The 21,113-nt window shown below is 68.7% G+C and carries 26 protein-coding genes and 1 pseudogene; 9 read left to right on the top strand and 18 right to left on the bottom strand.

The features are described from left to right. Positions 1-4: 4 nt before the first annotated feature. Together DS837_RS11400 and DS837_RS11395 are read right to left on the bottom strand one after the other, a co-directional pair. Complete coding sequence (locus DS837_RS11400; protein WP_170295830.1) at positions 5-769, bottom strand: Spy/CpxP family protein refolding chaperone; 765 nt, start codon at positions 767-769, stop codon at positions 5-7. Positions 770-926: 157 nt separating this feature from the next. Further along, positions 927-1,277 (bottom strand): hypothetical protein, encoded by a 351-nt coding sequence (locus tag DS837_RS11395; RefSeq protein WP_149164842.1) that lies wholly within the window; start codon positions 1,275-1,277, stop codon positions 927-929. Positions 1,278-1,749: 472 nt separating this feature from the next. Here DS837_RS11395 and DS837_RS11390 point away from each other — a divergent pair, with 472 nt between their 5' ends. The 4 genes from DS837_RS11390 to DS837_RS11375 all read left to right on the top strand — a co-directional run bounded on the left by DS837_RS11390 (position 1,750) and on the right by DS837_RS11375 (position 4,764). Then, complete coding sequence (locus DS837_RS11390; protein ID WP_149164841.1) at positions 1,750-2,088, top strand: hypothetical protein; 339 nt, start codon at positions 1,750-1,752, stop codon at positions 2,086-2,088. A gap of 105 nt (positions 2,089-2,193) precedes the next feature. Further along, positions 2,194-2,850: a cupredoxin domain-containing protein gene (locus DS837_RS11385; protein WP_149164840.1), complete on the top strand. Its 657-nt coding sequence runs from the start codon at positions 2,194-2,196 to the stop codon at positions 2,848-2,850. 17 nt (positions 2,851-2,867) lie between these two features. Next, positions 2,868-4,559: a cbb3-type cytochrome c oxidase subunit I gene (locus DS837_RS11380; protein WP_170295829.1), complete on the top strand. Its 1,692-nt coding sequence runs from the start codon at positions 2,868-2,870 to the stop codon at positions 4,557-4,559. A 16-nt stretch (positions 4,560-4,575) separates the two neighbouring features. Beyond that, complete coding sequence (locus tag DS837_RS11375; protein WP_109070249.1) at positions 4,576-4,764, top strand: hypothetical protein; 189 nt, start codon at positions 4,576-4,578, stop codon at positions 4,762-4,764. Between the two features lie 59 nt (positions 4,765-4,823). Here the strand turns inward: DS837_RS11375 and DS837_RS11370 are convergent, their stop codons facing one another. Next, positions 4,824-5,057: a hypothetical protein gene (locus DS837_RS11370; protein ID WP_211100372.1), complete on the bottom strand. Its 234-nt coding sequence runs from the start codon at positions 5,055-5,057 to the stop codon at positions 4,824-4,826. Between the two features lie 270 nt (positions 5,058-5,327). On the opposite strand from DS837_RS11370, the gene DS837_RS32050 reads away from it, so the two are divergent. After that, positions 5,328-5,651 (top strand): hypothetical protein, encoded by a 324-nt coding sequence (locus DS837_RS32050; protein ID WP_170295828.1) that lies wholly within the window; start codon positions 5,328-5,330, stop codon positions 5,649-5,651. 52 nt (positions 5,652-5,703) lie between these two features. Here the strand turns inward: DS837_RS32050 and DS837_RS11360 are convergent, their stop codons facing one another. From DS837_RS11360 to DS837_RS11335, 6 genes are all read right to left on the bottom strand, one after another. Continuing rightward, positions 5,704-6,210 (bottom strand): SRPBCC family protein, encoded by a 507-nt coding sequence (locus DS837_RS11360; protein WP_149164837.1) that lies wholly within the window; start codon positions 6,208-6,210, stop codon positions 5,704-5,706. 113 nt (positions 6,211-6,323) lie between these two features. Then, the gene (locus DS837_RS11355; protein WP_170295827.1) at positions 6,324-7,124 is read right to left on the bottom strand and encodes a hypothetical protein; all 801 of its coding nucleotides are present in this window, start codon (positions 7,122-7,124) and stop codon (positions 6,324-6,326) included. Between the two features lie 35 nt (positions 7,125-7,159). After that, positions 7,160-7,936, bottom strand: a complete 777-nt coding sequence (locus DS837_RS11350; RefSeq protein ID WP_149164835.1) for a sulfite exporter TauE/SafE family protein — start codon at positions 7,934-7,936, stop codon at positions 7,160-7,162. A gap of 24 nt (positions 7,937-7,960) precedes the next feature. After that, the gene (locus tag DS837_RS11345) at positions 7,961-8,398 is read right to left on the bottom strand and encodes a DUF6691 family protein (RefSeq protein WP_149164834.1); all 438 of its coding nucleotides are present in this window, start codon (positions 8,396-8,398) and stop codon (positions 7,961-7,963) included. A gap of 5 nt (positions 8,399-8,403) precedes the next feature. Continuing rightward, on the bottom strand, positions 8,404-8,829 hold the full coding sequence (locus DS837_RS11340; protein WP_149164833.1) for a YeeE/YedE family protein: 426 nt from the start codon (positions 8,827-8,829) through the stop codon (positions 8,404-8,406). Positions 8,830-8,855: 26 nt separating this feature from the next. Beyond that, positions 8,856-9,191 (bottom strand): ArsR/SmtB family transcription factor, encoded by a 336-nt coding sequence (locus DS837_RS11335; RefSeq protein WP_247889307.1) that lies wholly within the window; start codon positions 9,189-9,191, stop codon positions 8,856-8,858. 101 nt (positions 9,192-9,292) lie between these two features. Here DS837_RS11335 and DS837_RS11330 point away from each other — a divergent pair, with 101 nt between their 5' ends. After that, positions 9,293-10,156, top strand: a complete 864-nt coding sequence (locus DS837_RS11330; RefSeq protein ID WP_149164832.1) for an MBL fold metallo-hydrolase — start codon at positions 9,293-9,295, stop codon at positions 10,154-10,156. Positions 10,157-10,163: 7 nt separating this feature from the next. On the opposite strand, the pseudogene DS837_RS11325 reads toward DS837_RS11330, so the two are convergent. Next, a pseudogene (locus DS837_RS11325) lies at positions 10,164-10,415 on the bottom strand (carboxymuconolactone decarboxylase family protein); the annotation flags it as partial. Positions 10,416-10,463: 48 nt separating this feature from the next. Between DS837_RS11325 and DS837_RS11320 the strand changes: the two are divergent. Next, positions 10,464-11,453 (top strand): c-type cytochrome, encoded by a 990-nt coding sequence (locus DS837_RS11320; RefSeq protein ID WP_149164830.1) that lies wholly within the window; start codon positions 10,464-10,466, stop codon positions 11,451-11,453. 53 nt (positions 11,454-11,506) lie between these two features. Here DS837_RS11320 and DS837_RS11315 read toward each other — a convergent pair whose 3' ends face one another. The 8 genes from DS837_RS11315 to DS837_RS11280 form a co-directional block, all read right to left on the bottom strand. Next, the gene (locus DS837_RS11315; protein ID WP_145623658.1) at positions 11,507-12,004 is read right to left on the bottom strand and encodes a hypothetical protein; all 498 of its coding nucleotides are present in this window, start codon (positions 12,002-12,004) and stop codon (positions 11,507-11,509) included. Positions 12,005-12,192: 188 nt separating this feature from the next. Further along, positions 12,193-12,972 (bottom strand): OBAP family protein, encoded by a 780-nt coding sequence (locus DS837_RS11310; RefSeq protein ID WP_149164829.1) that lies wholly within the window; start codon positions 12,970-12,972, stop codon positions 12,193-12,195. Positions 12,973-13,139: 167 nt separating this feature from the next. Beyond that, on the bottom strand, positions 13,140-13,901 hold the full coding sequence (locus tag DS837_RS11305) for an MBL fold metallo-hydrolase (protein WP_149164828.1): 762 nt from the start codon (positions 13,899-13,901) through the stop codon (positions 13,140-13,142). Beyond that, a complete protein-coding gene (locus DS837_RS11300; protein ID WP_149164827.1) occupies positions 13,898-14,365 on the bottom strand; it encodes a protein tyrosine phosphatase family protein in 468 nt (155 codons plus the stop codon). Before DS837_RS11300 ends, DS837_RS11305 begins: the two co-directional genes overlap by 4 nt. 70 nt (positions 14,366-14,435) lie before the next feature. Continuing rightward, the gene (locus tag DS837_RS11295) at positions 14,436-14,900 is read right to left on the bottom strand and encodes a DUF2892 domain-containing protein (RefSeq protein WP_211102186.1); all 465 of its coding nucleotides are present in this window, start codon (positions 14,898-14,900) and stop codon (positions 14,436-14,438) included. A gap of 548 nt (positions 14,901-15,448) precedes the next feature. Continuing rightward, the gene (locus DS837_RS11290) at positions 15,449-16,132 is read right to left on the bottom strand and encodes a DsbA family protein (protein ID WP_170295826.1); all 684 of its coding nucleotides are present in this window, start codon (positions 16,130-16,132) and stop codon (positions 15,449-15,451) included. Between the two features lie 198 nt (positions 16,133-16,330). Next, on the bottom strand, positions 16,331-18,436 hold the full coding sequence (locus tag DS837_RS11285) for a protein-disulfide reductase DsbD family protein (protein WP_247889879.1): 2,106 nt from the start codon (positions 18,434-18,436) through the stop codon (positions 16,331-16,333). Between the two features lie 175 nt (positions 18,437-18,611). After that, complete coding sequence (locus DS837_RS11280; RefSeq protein WP_149164824.1) at positions 18,612-19,037, bottom strand: hypothetical protein; 426 nt, start codon at positions 19,035-19,037, stop codon at positions 18,612-18,614. A 227-nt stretch (positions 19,038-19,264) separates the two neighbouring features. Here DS837_RS11280 and DS837_RS11275 point away from each other — a divergent pair, with 227 nt between their 5' ends. Next, positions 19,265-19,663: a DUF302 domain-containing protein gene (locus tag DS837_RS11275; RefSeq protein WP_149164823.1), complete on the top strand. Its 399-nt coding sequence runs from the start codon at positions 19,265-19,267 to the stop codon at positions 19,661-19,663. Positions 19,664-19,696: 33 nt separating this feature from the next. After that, entirely contained in the window at positions 19,697-21,097 is a 1,401-nt protein-coding gene (locus DS837_RS11270) for an MBL fold metallo-hydrolase (protein WP_149164822.1), read from the top strand. The last annotated feature ends 16 nt before the right edge of the window (positions 21,098-21,113 follow it).

The following is a 21,113-nucleotide window of genomic DNA, read 5'->3' as shown; positions in this document are numbered from 1 at the left end:
CTCCTCACATCATGCCCATGGGGCCGGGGAGCAGCCGGTCCGCGAGCGCCTTCTGCTCGTCGGTCAGCACGGCGTAGAGCGGCTTGGCGGCGGACTCCAGCGCCTTCAGGGCGTCGAGCCGGGTGGACAGCGCCTTCTGCTGGAAAGCGAGCCGGTCGGGCCAGGAGGAGGGCATGCCGCCTTTGGTCATCTGCTCGTGCATGGCCTGATGGGCCTTGGCGTTCGCCCGCAGGCTGTCGGCGAAGGCGTTCCACTGCGGTGCTTGGGCGTCGGTGATCTTGAGTTCGGCCTTCAGGAACGCGATGCGGCCCTCGACGTGCTCGAAGGGCAAGCCCATTCCGCCCTGCTGGCCCATCATCATCTGTCGCATCATGGACATCATGCCGGGCCCCATCATCCCGGGCCCCATCATCCCGGCTTGGCCGTCCTGCTGGCCCGACATGCCGCCCATCATCGAGCGCATCTGGTCCATGTTCATCATCATGCCGGGCTGGCCACCCTGCGCCTGGGCGCCGGGCTGGACGACGATGCCGCTGCCCATGCCCTGACCCATCATCGGCGCGTTGCCGGGCGCGCCGGGCTTCGCGCCCGGGGTCGGCTGCGTGGGGGCCGGGGTGGGGGCCGGAGCGGGCTGGGCCTGCGTCGTGGCCGCGGCCCCGTCCGGATGATGGGCGTTGTGGTCTTGGTCTGTGGTGGTCTGGGCCTGGGCGACCGACATCATGGCGGTCAGCGCGAGAACCGGGAGCATCTTGCGGGTGAGAGACGACATGGCGTCCTCCATCTGAACATCGGGTTCGAGCCATCCCGGACGGACTCCACGCGGGAGCGCCGGGGACGCAAAAGCCAAGCGCACGAGGGCCGGGACCGGCGCCCTTCGCCGAGCCGAGGCTCAGGTCGGGCGCGGGCGGACTCGTGGCGTCAGATGGTCAGAGCGGGGGGCGGAAAGCCGGGTCGATGCCGATGCCGTCCGGCGTGGCCAGGGCAGGCAGATGCTGGGACGTGTTCAGGCGCGGGGTGAACGCCTCGGCCATCGCAGCGGGGAGGCCTCCGTGCATGGTAATGCACTGAGCGACGCTGCAGCAGGCCCCTTCGTCGAGCAGGCCAAGGTCCCCACACGGAGCTTCCTTGTGCTCGTGGTCCGGGACGGTCGCGATGGCGTCGCCATGGTTGTCGACCAGAACGTGCTCGTGAGGAGTCTGGGACGCATGGTGAGGCCCCAGGTTGGCGTGGCTCGGCGCGGCATAGACGAGCAGCGTGGCCAGCATCAGCAGGCTCACCACCACCCTCCTCACCGACGACCGCGTCGCACGCCACATGGCGTTTGCCTCATCTTGTGGGAGCCGTGCGGCACCCCAGTGCCCACCGCACCCTTATGGAAACCTACGACCGTTTCCAGGCCCCTGCAACAACAGATGGCTTCGGCAACGATCCCTGCCAAGCGTCGGAGAAGGAGTGCGTCGGAATGTCCCCCGCACTTTCGACCGGGCCGGAGATGCCACAGGAAGAACCCTGCGCCTTCCAGCCGCTGGAAGGTCAAGGACAAAGTCGAACACGTCTCCTGTCCGGTCACCGGCGCCGCCCTGCCGCAGGCGCAAGGCACCACCGCCCGGTGACGTTTCACCCACGGCGTTTCCACTACCGGACCGTGACACGGGCGCCGGGTTGATGCCGATCAATTCCCGGACCTATGATAGGGGCTACGCTTGGCATGGCCTGGGAGGTCCCGGGTCATTGGTGACGATGGCAGACATGACGCGTTTGGGCCACATCTTCGCCGTTCTGGCGTTCGCCTTCGCGCTCCTGGTGGGCGCGGCGGGCGGAGCCATGGCGCATGTGGAGGCCCATGGCGGGCCGATCGACCACCGTTCCCATCACACGCCATCGCCTTCGGCCCCGTCGCACGGCGACTCCCACAAGGCCGCCCTCGTGGTCGTGGCTCCGTGTTGCCCGGCGGCCGAAGCCCCGGCGGACCATGTCGCCGCCGTCGCGGTGACGACGGTGGAGACGTCCTGGCACCCGCGGCCCGACTACGCCCCGAACGCCCGGAACATCGCGCCGGACACGCCCCCTCCGAAGACCGTCCTCTGACCGGCCGAGCGCCCTGACGCCGTCTGCGTCGGACGCCCGGCCACGCGCCGCCTGACCGGCGGCGTTCGCGAGCGATTCCGACCACGCGACCAGAGGACTCTCACAATGTCTGAGAGGCATTTCACGACCCGTCGCGGCTTCATCGCCGGACTGGGCTTCGGCGCCGTCTCCCTGTACGGCACCTGGGCGGCCTACGGGGCCGCACCGCTCCCCTTCGGCGGCAAAACGGCCGCTGCCCCCGAACCCGACGCTCACGGTGGTGGTCATGGCGGCCATGGTGCCGCCGAAGCACCCGCCGAGGCCGGTGGCCACGGTGGTCGCGGGGCTTCGGCGGGCATGGCGCCCGAGGAGTTCCGCTTCGAGCACGACTACTTCATCCAGCGGTACACGCAGGAGGACGGCAGCGTGAACCCGCACGTCAGCGAGGCCACGCACAGCCACGTTGCCGAGGGGCACGATCACGGCCATGACGCCGGAGGCGAGCCGGTGGACGTCTACCTGATGGCCCAGAAGTTCTCCTACAGCCCGGACATGTTGCGGCTGAAGGCCGGGCAGGCGTACCGGTTCCGCATGATGGCGGACGACATCACGCACGGCGCGTCGATCCAACTGGGTTCCGCCAGCCGGATCACCCGCCTGCGGCCGAACACGGTCACCGAGCAGGTCATCACCTTCACCAAGCCGGGCGAGTACCTCGTGTACTGCACCGTCTATTGCGGCCAGGCGCACGACGCCATGCAGGGCCGCATCGTCGTCGCATGACCCGGGGAGGACCCACCATGGATACCATCTCAACGAACGTTGCCCCGGTCGGCTCCAAGCCCACCCTGGCGGCGCGCATCAAAGCCCTGCCGACGCCCGACAAGGCGCTCCTCAAGCTGCTGTTCGGTGCCGCCCTGCTGGCGCTGGTGCTGGGCTTGATCGGAGGCTTTGTGACCGCCCTGGCCCGTGCCGGTGCGCTGACCTTCTTCCCGGACGACGCCTACCGCCTGCTCACCCTGCACGGCGTGTCGGTGTTCTTCTACTGGCTGTATCTGATCCAAGCGGCCCTCCTGCTCGTGCTCGCCGCTGCCGAGAACGGACGCGGGCTGGCGTTGCGCCCGTTCGCCTGGTTGGGTGCCGCGCTGATGCTGGCGGGCTTCGGTGTCAGCGAATGGATCTCCTACACCGGCACGCCGCTGCTCTACGACGGCAGCCCGGAACTCGCCGCGGACGATCCGCGCTCGGTCGGGTTCTTCGCGCTGGGCTACCTGCTGCTCTCAGGCGGCTTGGTCGCCTCGGCGGTCAGCGGCATCGCGACGGTGCTCCAGCCCCGGCTGCGTGGCGAGGCGGACGCATTCACCTCCATCGGCTTCGCGCTGTTCGCCTGGGCCGGGTTCCTGGTGGTCAGCGCCATCGCGGCGACGAACGCCTTCCTGCCGGGCGTGCTGTGGTCGCTGGGCGCCGGGCCGTTCCCGGCCGACCACGGCACCGAGTGGCACATCCTGTTCCACAACCTGCACTACCTGCCGCTGATGGCGACCGTGCTGGTGTGGTACGTGCTCACCGAGCACCTGACCGGCGTGAAGTCCATCCACGGCGCCAGGATGTCGAAGATCGTCTTCGCGGCGTATCTGGTGTTCGTGCCGCCGACCAGCCTCTACCACATGTTCCTGGAGCCGAACCTGTCCGAAGGCGTGCGGGTGGTCGGCTCGCTGCTGTCGCTGTTCGTCTCGGTCCCGACGCTGGCGGCCTTCGCCATCATCGTCTCCTCGCTGGAGGCCAGCGCCCGGGCGCGTGGCGCAACCGGATTCTTCGGCTGGATGCGCGGGCTGCCGTGGGACAACCCGGCCATGACGAACATGGGTTGGGCGGTGGTGAACATGATGATCGGCATCACCTTCGCTTTCGTCCTGATCCAGGGCGAACTGGCACCGATGCTGTCGGACACCTTCTTCGTGCCCGGCTACTTCCACTTCTTCGCGGTCGGTGTGCTGACCCAGACGTTCCTGGCCGCCATGATGGTCATGCTCCCGGCACTCGGCGGCGGCACGCTGTGGCGCCCGGCGGTGCTGAGGCGCATGCCCCTGCTGGTGACGATCGGTCTGGTCATCTTCGGCGCCGCGGGCATCACGGCCGGGTTCATGGGCGTGCCGCGCCGGGTGTTCGACGTGAGCTACGGCGGCATGGCCCCCGCGGCATGGCCGGTGCTGATGGCCCTGGTCGGCGTCGGCGCCACGGTCTTCGCCGTGGCCATCTCGGTCACCGTCTATGGCGTCGTGCGCACGCTGCTGTCGCGGCGCGCGACGGCTGAACAGGCTCCCGTGGTCGATTGGCAGGCCGGGGCGCGCGGCGTCGGCGCCGCGCCCGCGTGGACGGGGCCGGTGTCGGTCGCCGCGCTGGTCGCCGCCATGTACGTCTTCACCATCGTCGCGTTCCAGCTGATCCAATCCCTGCCGATCATCGCGATCGGCGGCGGGCATGGGCACTGAGCGCAGGAGAAAAGCCATGAAGAACGACGAACTCTGGCTGACCCTGGCCATCGTCACGGTGTGGGCGGGGTTGGCCGCCGTCTACGCCTTCGTCCCCAGCCTTGGGATGCCCGGCTACGTCCGGGTCTGGGGCGGCGGCGCCATCGTGTTTCTGGTGCTCGCCGGGATGCTGTTCGCTGTCGGCCGCAAGGCGCGTAGGGGCTGAGCCGCTGCGCACGACGCCGCGGGGGTGAGGGCATTGCTCAGCCCCCGTGGCGCCCGATGTCACTTCTTGATGCCGAGGAGGTTCTCGGCCTGGGCGAGCGTTGCCTCCGACTCGGCATGCTTCCCCTGCTTGTGGAGCGCCTCGCCGTCGGCGCGGAGCTTTTTGACCTCGGCCAACTTCGCGGCGTCCAGCTTCGGATTGGCAGCGAGCGCCTGGTCGATGGCGGCCATGTGCCTGGGGCAACTGTTGGCGAGCGCCGGGCCGGTGAGGGCGACGGCGAAGATGGTGGCCAAGGCGATGTTCCTCAACATGCTTCTCCTCCCGTTTTGCGGCACGCGAGAGCGCGGGCCTTTTCATGGACGTCGGAACAGCGCCGGGTATTACAGCACCGGCGACCGCGGATAACGACTGGGCAACAGTATAAAGGCATGCAGGATGGCATTCCGCCGTCGTCCACTCCCAGGAGGGTGCCTTGAAGTTGGTTCGCGACGGGAGGACATTGAAGCTGAAGGCGATCGCCTCGCTTCGAACTGCCATGACGGGGTTCAACTCCTTCGGTCAGGGTGATCGCCAGCGACGATCCGGCAGAGGCCGGGGCCGTCCGCGAGGTCGACCTTCGCAAGCGATTCCACATGAGCGCCACGGACTTGGCGGCGAAGAGCGGGCTGACGCCGCCGAAGGCCAACGCGGTCCGGCAATGGTGCGGGATCGACGGCGATGCCCAGTGCTGCCACGTTTTCCAGCACGGCAGCATGAAGTTCCCGTCCTACTCGGACCACGCCCTGACAAAGATGAAGAAAGCGGTCGAGGACCACGGGATCGACGCGATTTGGGCCGCGCACAAGGGGAAAGCAGCCAAACCGGCGCCCGAAGTGCGCGCGGCGTAGGGTCGGGTCCGGACCAGTCGCGTCGACCGTCCAACCGCTGTTCCTCGACCTCTCACAGATTGGTTGGCCGGTTGATCCGACCAAGGTCCGCCGCATCGGCCGCCATGCGCCTCACGCACCAGCGGGCGTAGGTCCTGGTGAACAGGATGCCAAGGATGCGTCCGTCAGGCGATGCGGGGCGAGAGAAGTCGATGAACACGCGCAGCGCCGAACCGTCCCCCTTGGGTTCAATCTCGAAGCCCATGCGGTACGGACCGATGACCAGAAGCCGGGGGAGCCCCATGGTCTCCCACACCTTGCGCCGCGGCGGATCGCGTTCGGTGACAACCTCGTCGACGCCCAGGGAGATGTCGAGGAAACGGCCGCTCATGCGGATGACCGATCCGACAGCACGCCCCTTGTCCTCGTCGAAGGCGTAGGTCATGCGCCCGCCCAGCGTCATCATGGAAGGCTTCTCCATGTGCGCGGCGAGCCGCGTGTGATCGTCCAGGCGTTCGAAAAGCTGCTCTGGCGCCATGGCCACCTCGACGGTCGCGGATTCGTGGAACTGGTAAGCCATATCCGCCTACTGCGGAAGCCATCGTTCTCGGGGACGAAATGGTCCGGCAGGGGCACCCTCGGGGGCCCTGCCTCTTCAACAAGCCGCCGTGGCGCGTGTCCCGCCAGCACCGCTCAGACGAGCGTGCGCGAGATGGCGTGGATGGCCTTCATGCCGCTTCCGAACCGGGCGATGGACTCCCGGTGCGGCTCCAGTTCCCCGTATGGCAGGTAGCGGACCTTGAGATCGGCCACGCGCGAGAAAGCCGGTCGGGCCAGCTGCGTGCGGACCTCCTCCTCGGGGCCGTTCGGCGCCACCAGGAACAGGCCCTCCAGTGCGTGCGCGTCGCCGCCGAGCGCGAGGTCGAGCATGCGGACGATGCCCAAGTAGATCGAGGTGGAGTGCTCGACTTCGAAGGCGGCGGCGACGTGCGCCTTGCCGTGGTTGAGCCACAGCACGTCGATCAATCGGACGGCGTCGGCGCCCGGCGCCTTCTCGATCGCCTCCGGCAGGCGCTCAAGGCAGCCCGCGCCGAGCTTGCCGCCGTTGTAAGGCCGCCCACGGTCGTTCGACGCGATCCAGACGTCGTAGTCCAACGCCCTGCCGAGGTCGCGCAGCCAGCCCTGGATTTCGGTGTGCGTGCGGTCGCCCTCGCGCTGGGCGGCGGCCGCCTTCGTCGCCTTGTCGCTTTCCTCGCGGACCTTGGCCAAGTCGGCCTCCCAGGCGGCCCGGGCGGCCGCGTCGTCCACGCGCGGCGGCGCGGCATACCGGCTCGAACCGACGTCGAACAGCAGGCCGCCGACGGCGCCGAGATCGTTGGAGAGCAGGTCGCGATGCTCGGCCATGAGCGCCAGGATGTCCTGGCGCATGGCCAGGAACTCGTTGTGGCTTTCGAGTTCGCCACGTCCAGGGGCTTGGGGTGTAGGGAAGGCCACACTCAAAAGCCTTCTTAGGCCCATGTTGGATCGGATCAGAATAGGCCGAGGACACCGGCGTTGCGGTACAGCATGTAGGCGGCGACGGCGAACAGCACGCCCGCGAAGACCTTGGTCAGCGCGCCCTTGCGCGTGGACAGCCCCACCGCGGCCTTCATGCCCGCGAACCCGCCGACCACGCCACCGGCGATGAACAGCGCCGCGACCGTCCAGTCGACAAGTCCCGAGAGCGCGTAGTTGGCCGCCGTGGTCAGGCCGAAGGCGCCCACCGAGAACAGCGACGAGCCGATGGCGTTGAGCACGGCCATGCCGCTGCCGAGCAGAAGGCCCGGGACGATCAGGAAGCCGCCGCCGATCCCGAAGAAGCCCGAAATCGCGCCGGTCACGAAGCCGATGCCGACCAGGCGCACCGCAATGGACTTGTTGATGCGCACCCCGGGGTCGCCCTCGCTCCCGCGCTTCCTCAGCATGGAGGCGCCAACCGCGACCATCACCAGCGCGAACAGGAACAGCAGGCTCTCGCCGTTGACCGCCTTGCCGAGCGTCGAGCCGACCAGCGCCCCGACCACCCCGGAGGCGGCAAAGGTCGCCGCGCAGGGCCACTTCACCGTCCCGGCCCGGGCGTGCTGGGCCAGGTTGGCGAAGGCGTTCGCCGCGACTGCCAGGGCGCTGGTGCCGATGGCGACGTGGGGGTCCGGCACGCCCACGACGTAAAGCAGCAGCGGCACGGCCAGGATCGACCCTCCGCCTCCGATCAGCCCGAGGGAGAAGCCGACCAGCGAGCCGGACAGGATCGTGAGGAGTTCGGGCATCTGAGCGTTCCAGGTTGGAGAAGGTCACACTGTCGCAGCGCGACGCACGCGGATGGACCGCATCAGGTCATGGGCGCCGATCCCGGCGAGCATGGCGGCGACGAACAGCCCCGCCCCAGGAACACTAAGGCCGAACGCGGCGAGCGCTGGGCCGGGGCAGTAGCCGACCAGCCCCCAGCCGACGCCGAACAGGACAGCGCCGGTCGCGAGTCGGCGGTCGACGGCCGTTGCGGTCGGGCCACGGAACGCCGTGTCGATCAAGGGCGTCCCGCGTCGGCGCGCAAGGGCGAAGCCGACCGCCGCGACCGGGATGGCGGCGGCCATCACGAAGGCGAGGCTCGGGTCCCAGGAGCCCGCCACGTCGAGGAAGTTCAGCACCTTGGCCGGGTCGATCATGGAGGACACCGTCAGGCCGAGGCCGAACAGCAGGCCTGACGCGAGGGCGACGAGCAGGGCGGGCATGGCGGTCAGACTCCGATCAGGTGGCGGGCGACCAAGACGGTGGCGGCGGCGCTGGACATAAACAGGCCGGTGGCCGTCAGGGAACGCGGCGACAGTCGGGCCAGGCCGCAGACACCATGACCGCTCGTGCAGCCGCTGCCCAGTCGGGTGCCGAAGCCGACCAGCAGACCGGCGACGATCAGAGTGGCGGGGCTGGCGGACGACGCGGAATGCGGCAGCGCACCGCCCGCCGCGCCGTAGAGCAGCGGCGCCGCCATCAGGCCGACCAGAAAGGCGGCGCGCCAAGCGACGTCGCCGGGGCGCCGCGCGCCAAGGCCGCCGAGGATGCCGCTGATCCCGGCGATCCGGCCTTTGGCAACCCACAGGAGGGCCGCGGACAAACCGATCAGGAGGCCGCCGAGGGCGGCCGAAGCAGGCGTGAAGTTTTCCATGGGTCTCGAAGGTCGGGATTGGGCCGTCATTCGGGGCGAGGAGCGGCACAGAACAGGCGGTAGAGCTCGGTGAGGATGGGGCGGACCCGGTCTGAGCCGATGCGGTAGAAAATGACCGTGCCGTCCCGGCGGGTCGCGACGAGTCCTTCCTCGCGCAGCTTGGCGAGGTGCTGGGAAAGGTTGGACTGGGAGAGACCGAGGCGCCGGACGAGCTCGCCAACTGGCACCTCGCCCTCAAGCAGCGAGCACAGGATCATCAAGCGATGGCGGCTCGCGAGCGAGCGCAGGAATGCCTCGGCATCGGCGGCGCGGGCTTCCAACTCGGCGGGGTCCATCGGCGGATCGTTGGGGGTGTCCGGCATAGTTTCCAAATCATTAATTTAGTCTTGACTAATATATGAGGCCGAGCCACCTGTTCAAGCGGTATTGGGAACGGTCCCGCCAGGCCAGCCAGGAGGTCTCCATGAAACCCGACGTGATGCCGCTCTTCGACGAGGCGACCAACACCGTCAGCTATGTCGTCGTCGATCCCGCCACCCGGGCCGCGGCTCTGGTCGACAGCGTGCTCGACTTCGACCCGAAGTCGGGCCGCACCGCGACCGCCTCGGCCGACCGCATGATCGCGCTGGTGCGTGAGCGCGGCCTCACCGTGGAGTGGATCCTGGAGACACACGTCCACGCCGACCACCTGTCGGCGGCGCCCTACCTGAAGGAACGGGTCGGCGGCCGCATCGGCATCGGCGAGCACATCCGCGAGGTCCAGAAGGTCTTCCGCGCTCTGTTCAACATGGAACCCGGTTTCGTGGCCGACGGGCGCCAATTCGACCATCTGTTCGCCGACGGCGAGCGGTTCCGGATCGGCGGCCTGGAGGCTCAGGCCATCCACACGCCCGGCCACACCCCGGCGGACATGACCTACCTTATCGGCGACGCGGCCTTCGTCGGCGACACCCTGTTCCAGCCCGACTACGGCACGGCGCGTTGTGACTTCCCAGGCGGCGACGCCCACGCCCTGTACCGCTCGATCCGGCGCATCCTGATCCTACCGCCTGAAACGCGGCTCTTCACCGGCCATGACTACAAGGCGCCGGGCCGGGACGAGTACGCCTGGGAGAGCACGGTCGCCGAGCAGCGGGCGCGCAACGTCCACGTTCGGGACGGTGTGGGCGAGGACGAGTTCGTGGCGCTCCGCACGGCCCGTGACCGGACACTGGACATGCCGAAGTTGATCCTGCCCTCGGTGCAGGTGAATGTGCGCGCCGGGCGGTTGCCGCCCGCCGAGGGGAACGGCAAACGCTACCTCAAGATCCCCATCGACTCTCTGTGAGCGCCCGTCAGGGCTCCCCGGTGTCCGGCATCTCCTGGCGGGTCCCGGAGACCAGATCCTCGATCCACGTCGTCGCGGCGACGGCCTGAGGCAGGCCGAGGGTCGGGATCTCCAGGAGCGCCACCTGCCGGATCGCTTCAGGGTCGACGCCTTCGGCGAGCGCGCGGCGGACATGGGAATCGACAGCACCCTCCGAGCGGGCGCCGATTGCCAAGGCCAACTTCACCAGCCGCCTCGTCGTGTCGTCGAGCGGCCTCGATCCGGCAAAAACGACAAAAGAGACTTACAGGAAGGGAAGAGACGCCCCATGAAGACCATCAACACGCTGGCCTGCGCGCTCGCGGCCTTGGCCGTCGGCACGATCACCCTCGCCGTGTCGCACGCGGCGGACCCGCAAAGGATCGACCTGACCCAATGGACGCCGCCGGACATTGCGACGGTGAAGGACGACGACCTCGGCAAGCTCGTCAAGTACGGCCACGCGCTGACGACCGAGACCCACAAGCATCTCGGCCCGGAGGCCGCCGACCCGGCCAAGCGGTACGCCGGGAACAACCTGGCCTGCCAAAGCTGCCACCTGAACGCCGGAACACAGCCCTACTCGATGCCGTGGACCGGCGTGCATGCGGTCTTCCCGCAGTACCGCGCCCGCGAGGATGCCATCAGCACCATCGAGGAGCGCGTCAACGGCTGCATGGAGCGCAGCATGAACGGTAAGGCGCTGCCGCTGGAGAGTACCGAGATGAAGGCGTTCGTCGCCTACATGAAGTGGCTGTCCACCGGCATCCCGGTCGGCGCGAAGATCGAGGGGGCGGGCACCCGGCCGATCAAGGAACCGGCCCGCGCCGCCAACCCGGAACGCGGCAAGCAGGTCTACGCCGAGGTTTGCGCCGCCTGCCACGGCGAGGACGGCCAGGGCGTGCGCAAGGGCCAGGTCGGCGACGGCGAGGGCTATCAGTTCCCACCGCTGTGGGGGCCGGACAGCTACAACGACGGCGCGGGCATGTACCGCCAACTGACCGCGTCGGCCTTCGTCCACAGCAACATGCCGCTGGGCACGACCCACGAGGCCCCGACCGTCTCGGACGAGGACGCCTACGACGTCATCGCCTTCGTGAACAGCCAGCCGCGTCCCCACAAGGCCAACCTCGACAAGGACTTCCCGAACCGCCTGCGCAAGCCGGTCGACATGCCTTTCCCGCCGTTCGCGGACGGCTTCCCGGCCGAGCAGCACAAGTACGGCCCCTACGATCCGATCCGCGCCAAGCTGAAGGAGTTGCAGCGGGCGACGCAGTAAACGGTCAGGTGCCCTCTCGGCGGAGGAGCCTGCGGGCTTCTCCGCCACTCCTGTCAGCCGCCAGAGTGAACCTCGCGTTCGACGCGCGTCAGCAGGTCGGTGAAGAAGGTCACGTCCTCCGGCGTCAGACCCAGCTTGGCGTGGCGGGGCAGGAACTCGGCCACAGGGCGGCCGCTCTCCCGTCCGTGCAGCACGCCGTCGCGGACCACCAGCGATTCCCGGGCCAGATCGGCGGCGGACTCGTGGCAGCGGCCGCACCGTTCCTTGAAGCGCGGTCCCGTGCTGGCCTGGGCGAGCAGCATCTCGTACATCGGCCGCACGAGGTTCTGCGGCAGGTGATGGTGTTGCAGGAAGACGATCAGGTCGTCCGTGTGATGGCGGCCCTGGAGCTTGCCGTCCTTCACGGTGAGGAACCGTTGGGCGAAGGCCCCGGCGTGGGGGTGGCAGTCCCCGCAGGTCTGCTCCCAGAACTGGTGCAGGTCGGTCGCCTTGCCCGGCGATGTCGCAAGGAGCAACGGAACCAGGAACGGCAGCGCAAAGACGGTTCTCATGCCGCGTCTCTTCGAGAAGCAAGGAATCAACCGACCGCGGGCAGCATGGCACGTTTCCTCATCGGATAGTACCCCCTCCCTACGTAAATCACGGCGGCCCGCGCCAGATACCGCCGTCTTTCACCGCACGACGGCGGTGGCCACCGGGTGGCTCCTGGACACCACGCTACTCTCCCTGTGCAGCGCGATCACCGCGCTGCATGCTTGTCCACCACCCCGGGAATGTCCTGAGCAGGTCGCGGGAACCTGCCCTTGAGGGCGTCCACGCCTTCCTGCGGGCGGGCAGTGGGCACGAGATCTTGTCGGGCACGACGGCGTTCCGCGGTCGACATGTTCATCGCGCGATCGCGGGTCTCGACCAGCCCAGGCTGAGCCTCGCCGTCACGGTTGAACGACCAGGCCAGCATGGGAGGGCCGTAGGGCATCCGGTCACCCGGTTGCGTGCCCTTCTCGGACTGCCATGTGTGCCAGGTCTTGCCATAGCTGTTCATCTTGCTCTTCATCAACTCGTGCTCGGCGACGTCGGGCAGGTTCGGCGCCACCAACTGTCCGGACAGGATCTCACCATTGTGGGGGTGCCAATACCGGCGCTCCTGCCGCGGCAACCGCTCGAACAGTCGCTCGGAGATGATGTACTCGACACCCGTCAGGTTGGCGCTCGCCGTGTTGCCGTCGAACAGCGCGCACTGGGCGAAGTCTTCATTCACTTGGCGGCAGAAGTGGTGCGCCTCCATCTGGTGCTTGGGCTCGTCCTTCATGGGATGAAAGCCGACGAGGTAGACATCCATCCCGCCGAGCGGCGCGTTGCTTTGAAGCACCGCCGCCCCGGCCTCGAGCACGTTGGTCTTGGTGCTCTCGGCGTCGCCCTGCGGGCTGACGGACGGCGCCACGCTTCCTGTGCCGGTGCAGGCGGCAAGCGCCACCACGAGCGCGAGGGACAGAGCGGTTCGGTGATGCGGTATGGCCATGGTCCCGTCCTTAAAACGTGGAGAGTCGAGGCTCCGGGGCTGCATGGAACGGACCCTCCGCACGCCCCGGAGAAGACAGGATGGAATTGCCCAGCCCGCCACCGAGTCAGGCGGCCGGTCGGGAGTACCGCCCCGCGCAGGACGACGTCGCGGGCGCTTGCGACGGGCTATGCGGGCACGCCCTGGAAGGACTTGTCCCCGATACGGCGCAGTGCCTCCGGTGCGTCGTCGGGGCAGTCGCCGCAGAGGCGGTTCGCAGGGACCGCCACGTCGATCTTCTTCGGGTACGGCAGGCTCAGGTTCGCCATGATCGCGGCGAACTCCTCCAGGCTCTTGTCGTCGCCCAGGCGGGGGTTGCGTTCCCGCTCCTGGAGCACGGTCGAGACATGCCGGTGCTGGTAGTCGTGGCTGGGGTAGACGAGCGTGTCGTCCGGCAACGTGAAGATCTTCTCGCGCACCGACCGGTAGAGCGCCTCGGTGCTGCCGTTCTGGAAGTCCGTACGGCCGCAGCCGTCGATCAGCAGGGCGTCGCCGGTGAACACCCGCGGCGTGTCCCCGCGTTCGACGAGGAAGCAATGGTGCGTGTCGGTGTGGCCCGGGGTGTGGAGCGGCTTGAAGGTCAGGCTGCCCATGGTGAGCGGCTGGTCCTCGGCGACCTCGATATCGGCGCACGGCAGCCCGTCCATCGCCGGATAGGCCACCTTGCAGCCGGTCAGGCTGCGCAGCCGACAGGCCGAACTGATGTGGTCGGCGTGGATGTGCGTGTCGAGCGTCACGGCGAGCCGCAAGCCGAGTTGCTGGATCAGCGCCAGATCACGCTCGACCGTCTCCAGCACCGGGTCGAGCAGGATCGCCTGGCTGGTGTCGCGGCAGCCGAACAGGTAGGTGTAGGTCGAGGATTCCGGCTCGAACAGCTGACGGAAGATCACGGCGCCCCTCCTCGCGTCTTTCCGCCGTCCACGTAGCGCGTGAACAACGCCCTCATCTCCGGCGTCCCGAACTGGAAGCCCATCGCCTCGGCCTTGGCCGCCGCCGCGTCGCCGGACAGGCCCTCGATGCGGGCGACGTGCATGAAGGTGAAGAGGGCGGCGCGGCGCCCCGACGCGCAATGGATGGCGACCGGACCCGGCAGGCCCGCGACCTCGCGGTCGAAGCGTTCGGCGGTGGCTTCGTTCATATCCTGGGGGGAGACGGGGATGCTCAGGTAGGCGAGGCCGTGGCTCCGGGCGATCTCGCCCTCCTTGGTCGGCGACAGCACCTCGTCCTTTTCGCCGGGGGTGCGCAGGTTCACGATGGAGCGGAAGCCCTCGCGGGCCAGTTCCCCGACGCGGTCGGCGGTCGGCGGTGTCATTTCGATGGTGAAGCGGTCGTCCACCCTCAAGCGGTCCGTCATGCCATGCTCCGTTTGTGTGCGGGTCGCCGTGGAGCCCGGACCGATACCGGCCGCGGGCACCTCGGGTGGGTCATGCCACGGCGGCGTCCAACGCCGCCTCGGCGCGCTGGCGCGGGGTCGTGTTCGGGGACGTCGTGTCAAGCCGCCGGAAGTCGCCGCGCAGAGCCTTGAGCGCGTACCGCTCGCGGTCGATCTCGGCGGTGGTGCGGACGCCCAGGCGGCGGAACACCGGGACCGGCGGGCACCAGCCTTGGAGGGCGTGCTGGAGCAGGAACCCGGTCACGACCGCGGGCAAGATGAGGAAACGGCGGACCACGAAGGCGCCCAGCACCGTGCCGGTCAGCGCCAGCGTCGCCGCGTTGGCCTCGAGCGTGCGCTCGATGTCCCACTCGTGGTCGAGCTCGTCCAGGCGCTGGTCGATCGCCTCTGGGTGCTCGGCGTGATGGCGGAGGCTCTCCTCGATCTCGGCGGCGAAGCGGCGGTTGAGGTCCGCCGACGTGGCGTTCTCCACGCGCGACGCGGTGGCAGGCAGCATGATTCCTCCTGTGTCGGTTCCGGTGGACGGCGCCGCGACCGAGGGCGGCGCCGTCTGCCCCGCAAACATTTGGGCGGACTGATGCGTTCCCGGAGGATGTGGTCCGAGATGTCAACCGTACAGACCACCGCGTGGCGGCGCTGTCTCCACTCCCACGCGACCGTCGCCGCGGTGACGGCGACGCCGACCACGGCCAAATGAAGGCGGTACGGCTCGAAGTGGGCGAGCAGTAGGTCTGCCCCGAAGACCAGCAGCAGGAGCTTGTTGCAGGTCGGGCAGGCGATCCCGAGGAACCAGAGAACGCTGCCCAGTCCGGCACCGCGGGGCGAACACATCGGCCGCCGGATGGTCACGTAGACCCCGACCAGCACCGCCTGGACGGCGAGCAGCCAGATCTCGAACCCTTGGGTCGGCGTCATGCGGATGAACACGGGGTTCGGCCACACGGCGGTGACGGTCCCCAGCACCAGGAAGGTGGCAGCGGCTGCGGCGGCGCCTCGCAGAGCGCGAAGCGGTGGCCGCAGGGTGTCGGTGAGCGTCATGCCGGGTCAGCCTTGCTTGCCGCCACGCTTCTTGGCACGGACGTCGGCGACAATTTCCTTCATGGTTTTCAGGTCAAGACCACCGGGAACCAGATAGCTGCCGATGACGAAGCCGGGCGTGCCCTGGAGTTGCAGCATCGCCGCCTGCGCCGAGGCCTCCTTGAAAGCGGCATCGACCTGCGCGTCGCGCTCCTTCAGGTCACGCTCGGCCTGCGCCACATCGAGACCGGCAGCGATGGCCGCCTTCTGGATCTTTTCTTCGTCGAAGCGACCGGGAATGTTCATGAAGGCGTGATGGACCTGTTCGTAGCGATCCTGCCAGCGCGCGGCGAGCGCGATCTTGGCGGCGTAGATCGACGGCGCGCCGAACACCGGCCAGTGTTTGTGGATCACCCGGACGTTCTTGTCCTCGGCGACCAACTGCTCGAGGAAGGGGTGGACCTTGCGGCACACCGGGCACTGGTAGTCGAAGAATTCGATCACCGTCACGTCGCCCTGCGGGTTGCCCACGACCACCGCGCTGGGGCCGCGGGTCAGGGCATCCGGGCCGAGCTCCGCCACCAGGGACGGGGCCGCCGTCGCCGCGGCGGAGGTGGAGACGACGAAGGACTGGACGGCGACGGCCCCGGCGCCGAGCGCGACAGCGGAGACGGCGACGGTGAGAAGGGTCGTGACGAGGCGGGAGGTCATAATGGGACTCTTGGCTCCGTGTTGCGACTGGGGGGACCGCCGCTCGGGGATCCCCGGAGGCGGCGATCGGGATTCTGGTGAGCGCTGCGCCGCACTCGGGTGTTTCGGTTGGCTAGGCTCGGCGCGGGGCATGGTAGCGGGAAGACCGTTGCTCGCCCGCCGGGTGAGATGTTTCGGAAGGCGTGAGAGACGCCGAGGTTACCCCGCCGCCCGGGCCTTCCGGATGGCGTCTAGCACGGCGCCTTCGGACAGCACCTCGGGCAGGACGATGCCGTGCGGCGCGCCCGGCCCGTAGACCGCGTTGAACGGGATGCCGTAGCGGTCGTGCTGTCCGAGGTAGGTAGCGATGGCCGGGTCGGGGCTGGTCCAGTCCGCCCGCATGGCGACGACGCCGTCGCTCGACAGGGTGCTGGCCACCGGCTCGCGGTCGATCACCAGCTTCTTGTTGACGATGCAGGTGACGCACCAGTCCGCCGTCACGTCAACGAAGACGGTCTGGCCCTGCGCGACCAGCTTGGCGATTTCCGCCTGCTCGAACCGCTGCCACCGCGCCGATGCCGCGGAAGCGGCGGCCGAGGCTGCGCGGTCGAGGACGATGGGGATGGCGACCGCCGTGGCGAGCGCGACTAGGGCCACCGGCCCGGCCGCGAGGCTCACGGTCCCGAAGCCCCGGGTGGCCAGAGCGAGAGCACCGACGGCCAGCAGGGTGGCCGCGACGACGCTGGCGGCCGTGCCGACCGACGTCTGCGCGGCGAGGACCGTCACCAGCCAGAGCGCCGTCCCCGCCAGGGCCAGGGCGAGCAGACGCCGGAGCGTGCCCATCCAGCGCCCCGGCCGGGGCAGCAGAGCGACCGCGCCCGGAAACAGGGCGACGAGCAGGTACGGGGCGGCCAAGCCGACGCCGAGCGCGCCGAACACGGCGAGGATCTCCAGCGGGCCGCGGGCCAACGCGAAGCCGACCGCAGTGCCGAGGAACGGCGCCGAGCAGGGTGTGGCCAGCAGGGTGGCGAAAGCGCCCATGGCGAAATGCCCGACCGGTCCGTCGCCGCCGACGGTGCCGAGGGCGGTGGACAGCGAGGACGGCAGCCGGATTTCGAAGGCGCCCGCCATGCTGGCCGCGAAGGCCATCAGGACGCCCACCATGACGGCGAGGAAAACGGGCTGCTGGAACTGCATGCCCCAGCCGACCATACCGCCCGCCCCCTTCAGGGCCGCCAGGGTGCCCGCCAGGACGAGCATGGCGGCGATGGCGCCGGAGGCGGTCGCCAGGAAGCCCAACCGCACGCGGCGGCGCTCCTGGCCTTGCTGGCCGACCACCGACATCAGCTTGAGGGAGAGCACCGGCAGCACGCAGGGCATCAGATTGAGGACCATCCCGCCCAACAAAGCCAGGGCGAGCACAGGCAGCAGGTCGGTGAGCCGGTCGCCCGGCAAGGGCGCCTCCGACGACACGGTGATCTTGGCCTCGGCGGCGCGTTCGCCGTCGACGACCGTCACGGTGAGGGGTTTGTCGGCCATGCCGACGACGTCCGGTCCGGCGACTACAGGCAGCGAAAGCAGGGCGGCGCGCCCGCCGTCCTCGAACGCGATCTCGGGCTTGCCGAACGCCCAGTCGCCACCCTCGACGAAGGCATCGGGCGCCGCCAGCGGTGCCGTGGTCGACGCCACGCGGACGACGAGCGCCTCGCGCGCGGGATCGGTCCAGGCTCCCTCGACGGTGACACCCGACCCTCCTCCGTCGCCAGGGACTCGGGCGTCGAACCGCGCGATCAGGTTGCCTGCGGCCAGGTCGGGTGTGGCGGGGCCTGCGGGCAGGTCGAGGCCGACCTGGTGCGTGGCCGGGACACAGACCTCGCTGCACATCAGCAGGTCAACCTTGCCGCGGAGTGAAACCGGCTCGCCCGGGCGCTCGACGGTCACCTCGAGGGGGAGGACGACCTCGCCGGTGTAGCCTTGGGTCTCGATACCGAAGGTCGAGAAGCGGTGTGGCGCGGGCCAGCGGACCGCGATGGACGCGACGTTGGTGGAGCCTGTCCAGTCCATTCGGGGCGGCATGCCCGCGTCTCCGGGCGAGCGCCAGTAGGTTTTCCAGCCGTCGTTCAGGGCGATGCGAAGCCCCGCCGGAATGGTCTGTGCCTGACCAGCAGCGTCGACTGAGGCCAGGATCTGCACCGTCGAGGTCTCGGCCGCTGACGGGGTGCCGACCGAGGCGGCGGCGGCGGGGGGCAGCAGGGCGAGTATGGCGGCTGCCAGTAGGGCGTCCGGAAATCGGCCGGTCGCGGCCTTGAGGACGCCGCCGAGCACGGCGGCGAACGGCGCCGACGAGGGGCGCCGGGTGATGGTGTTCGACATCGCGTTGTCCGTCCGCTGAGGGAACAGGGCCATGCGCTCCGGAGTGGAGCGGCAAGTCTGCTGGGGATTGGACACGAACGGCGTCGGCGGCGGGCAACGCCCGGCGAAACGGCGGATTCGTGGTGGCTCAGGCGGACAGGCGCGGGGGTGGCAGGTCGGGGAGCGTGGTGATGCCCCGTGACGGGTCGCTGACGACGCGCGCATAGCTGTCGGCACCCACGGAAGGTGGCGGAACGGCGAACGCGGCGTTCGGAAGCCCGCCACACACCGTGAGGCATGGAACGGCGGTCGGGCACCGTGCCGTCCCGGTCGATGCGTCGCGTCTGTTGCAGGGCCGGTCGGTGCCGTCAGCGGCGGTCAGGAACGTCGGAACAACCGCCTCCAGTTCCTCCGCGGAGACGGTGTCGACGAGAGCAGCCGGGAACGACCGGAGTGTGTCCACGGGGGCAAACGCCCGGGCCCATCCGGGACCGGCGAACGCGACCAGCGTGGCCAGCACGAGCAGTGCCGTCCCCAGTGACCGGATCATGTTCGCCGTGTGTGGCACGCGCATCCTCTCGTCATCCCGCATCGAAGCTACGTTCGGCGGGGGCTTGGCGCAACCCGCATTCCGCTCACAGACTCGTGAGGGGTGGTTCGGAACTCCAATCGCCGTCGCCTGTTCCCCTGCCATCCCATGCGCATTAGACTTTGCTACAATCTAATGGAATGTCGCCAGCGAATTGGCAGGCGTTTGCATGAGCCCATGAATCCTCAGCCGACATCGCACGGAGGAGCGCAATGAGCTATCACTTTTCGAAGACCGGCGACATGCGGTTCGACGAGGCCGTCTCGACCGTCATCGAGGTCCTGAAGAAGCACGGCTTCGGTGTGCTGACCGAAATCGACGTCCAAGCCACGCTGAAGAAGAAGCTGGACGTGGATTACCGGCCCTACCGCATTCTTGGCGCCTGCAACCCCCAGATGGCCTACCAAGCGCTCCAGGCTGAGGACAAGATCGGCACCATGCTGCCCTGCAACGTCATCGTCCAGCAGCGCGAGGACGGGAAGGTCGAGGTCTCGGCGGTGGACCCGGTGTCCTCCATGCAAGCCATCGACAACCCCAAGCTCGCCAGCATCGCCGGACAGGTCCGGGACATGCTCCGGCAGGTTGTGGACGACGTTGGCCGACCGGCGTGACCCCGCGTTTCGGCAACAACAAAGGAAGACATCATGGGACTGATCCTGGATCGGATCGAGGCCGAGGGTCTCGCCCAGTTGTCGTATCTCATCGGCGACGATGCCGCAGGCGTGGCGGCGGTCATCGACCCGCGCCGCGACGTGGACGTGTACCTCGAGACCGCTCGACGCCGTGGCGTGCGGATCGTTCACATTGTCGAGACGCACATTCACGCCGACTTCGTGTCAGGGGCATGCGAGCTGGCAGCCCGCACCGGCGCTACGATCCATGGCGGACGGTCGGAGGATTACCGCTTCGACCTGCACCAACTTTCGGAAGGCGCCGAGATCGGCCTTGGCAGCGTGCGCCTGCGTGCTTTGCACACACCGGGACACACCCCCGAGCACATGTCGCTGCTGGCCTTCGACGCCAAGCAAGGTGAGGATCCATTCGCCGTCTTCACCGGCGACACGCTGTTCAACCTCGACGTCGGCCGTCCCGACCTGCTGGGCGATGGTACGGAGCAGAGGCTGGCCAAGCAGCTGTACCGCTCCCTGTTCGAGGCCTTGGTGCCGTTGGGCGACCGGGTCGAGGTCTATCCCGGCCACGGTGCCGGGTCATCATGCGGTCGCGCAATTGGTGACCGCAACCAAAGCACCATTGGCAACGAGCGGACCTACAGCGAGGCCCTGCGCCCGCGTTCGGAAGACGAATTCGTGCGCTGGATGCTCAGCGGCATGCCGGAGCCGCCGCGCCATTACGCCCGCCTGAAGAACGTCAACGCGGCGGGGCCTCCGTTGCGCGGGGGACTGCCCGTGGTGCCGCCGCTGCCGCCAGAGGAATTCCGGGAGCGTGCCTCGAAGCCCGACACCCTGGTGCTGGACACGCGCTCCATCCTGGCCTTCGGCGGCGGGCATGTGCCGGGCGCCCTGAACATCGTACTGCGGCCCGAATTTCCCACCTGGGTCGGCTGGATGGTCGACCCAGACCGCGAGCTCCTGCTGATCGTCGAGAGCGAGCGCGACCTCGCCCTCGTCGTCGAGCACCTGTACCGGCTCGGCTACGACACCATCGGCGGCCATCTGCTCGACGGCATGAGCAGTTGGCAGAACGCCGGGTTCGAGTTGGCGCATGTCGGCCAGTGGACCGTGCAGGATCTTGACCGGCATCGGCAGGACGGTGACCTGATCGTCCTCGATGTGCGCACCGACGAGGAATGGGCGGAGGGTCACGTGCCGGGTGCTCGACACATCTATGTGCCACACCTCGCGGAGCACCTGAACGAACTCGACCGCGACAAGGAAGTCGCGACTTATTGCGGCACCGGTTACCGGGCCTCCATCGCGGCCAGCCTGCTCAAGAGGAGAGGTTTCCGCGAGGTGATCAACGTCCCTGGCTCCTGGACGGCGTGGAAGGCGGCCAACCTGCCCGTGGAGAGCCCGAAGCGGGGCTGAAGCGCACGCCCAAGGC

It is taken from the genome of Azospirillum brasilense, from assembly GCF_008365405.1.
Lineage (GTDB): Bacteria > Pseudomonadota > Alphaproteobacteria > Azospirillales > Azospirillaceae > Azospirillum > Azospirillum brasilense_D.
The sequence above is the reverse complement of the archived record's forward strand: the minus strand, read 5'-3'. Positions and strand labels throughout refer to the sequence as shown.

Bases quoted from the DNA above. Each gene is read 5' to 3' on its own strand.
- DS837_RS11400 (WP_170295830.1), bottom strand. From the start codon at position 769: ATGTCGTCTCTCACCCGCAAGATGCTCCCGGTTCTCGCGCTGACCGCC.
- DS837_RS11390 (WP_149164841.1), top strand. From the start codon at position 1,750: ATGACGCGTTTGGGCCACATCTTCGCCGTTCTGGCGTTCGCCTTCGCG.
- DS837_RS11385 (WP_149164840.1), top strand. From the start codon at position 2,194: ATGTCTGAGAGGCATTTCACGACCCGTCGCGGCTTCATCGCCGGACTG.
- DS837_RS11380 (WP_170295829.1), top strand. From the start codon at position 2,868: ATGGATACCATCTCAACGAACGTTGCCCCGGTCGGCTCCAAGCCCACC.
- DS837_RS11375 (WP_109070249.1), top strand. From the start codon at position 4,576: ATGAAGAACGACGAACTCTGGCTGACCCTGGCCATCGTCACGGTGTGG.
- DS837_RS11360 (WP_149164837.1), bottom strand. From the start codon at position 6,210: ATGGCTTACCAGTTCCACGAATCCGCGACCGTCGAGGTGGCCATGGCG.
- DS837_RS11350 (WP_149164835.1), bottom strand. From the start codon at position 7,936: ATGCCCGAACTCCTCACGATCCTGTCCGGCTCGCTGGTCGGCTTCTCC.
- DS837_RS11345 (WP_149164834.1), bottom strand. From the start codon at position 8,398: ATGCCCGCCCTGCTCGTCGCCCTCGCGTCAGGCCTGCTGTTCGGCCTC.
- DS837_RS11340 (WP_149164833.1), bottom strand. From the start codon at position 8,829: ATGGAAAACTTCACGCCTGCTTCGGCCGCCCTCGGCGGCCTCCTGATC.
- DS837_RS11335 (WP_247889307.1), bottom strand. From the start codon at position 9,191: ATGCCGGACACCCCCAACGATCCGCCGATGGACCCCGCCGAGTTGGAA.
- DS837_RS11330 (WP_149164832.1), top strand. From the start codon at position 9,293: ATGAAACCCGACGTGATGCCGCTCTTCGACGAGGCGACCAACACCGTC.
- DS837_RS11320 (WP_149164830.1), top strand. From the start codon at position 10,464: ATGAAGACCATCAACACGCTGGCCTGCGCGCTCGCGGCCTTGGCCGTC.
- DS837_RS11315 (WP_145623658.1), bottom strand. From the start codon at position 12,004: ATGAGAACCGTCTTTGCGCTGCCGTTCCTGGTTCCGTTGCTCCTTGCG.
- DS837_RS11310 (WP_149164829.1), bottom strand. From the start codon at position 12,972: ATGGCCATACCGCATCACCGAACCGCTCTGTCCCTCGCGCTCGTGGTG.
- DS837_RS11300 (WP_149164827.1), bottom strand. From the start codon at position 14,365: ATGACGGACCGCTTGAGGGTGGACGACCGCTTCACCATCGAAATGACA.
- DS837_RS11295 (WP_211102186.1), bottom strand. From the start codon at position 14,900: ATGCTGCCTGCCACCGCGTCGCGCGTGGAGAACGCCACGTCGGCGGAC.
- DS837_RS11290 (WP_170295826.1), bottom strand. From the start codon at position 16,132: ATGACCTCCCGCCTCGTCACGACCCTTCTCACCGTCGCCGTCTCCGCT.
- DS837_RS11280 (WP_149164824.1), bottom strand. From the start codon at position 19,037: ATGCGCGTGCCACACACGGCGAACATGATCCGGTCACTGGGGACGGCA.
- DS837_RS11275 (WP_149164823.1), top strand. From the start codon at position 19,265: ATGAGCTATCACTTTTCGAAGACCGGCGACATGCGGTTCGACGAGGCC.
- DS837_RS11270 (WP_149164822.1), top strand. From the start codon at position 19,697: ATGGGACTGATCCTGGATCGGATCGAGGCCGAGGGTCTCGCCCAGTTG.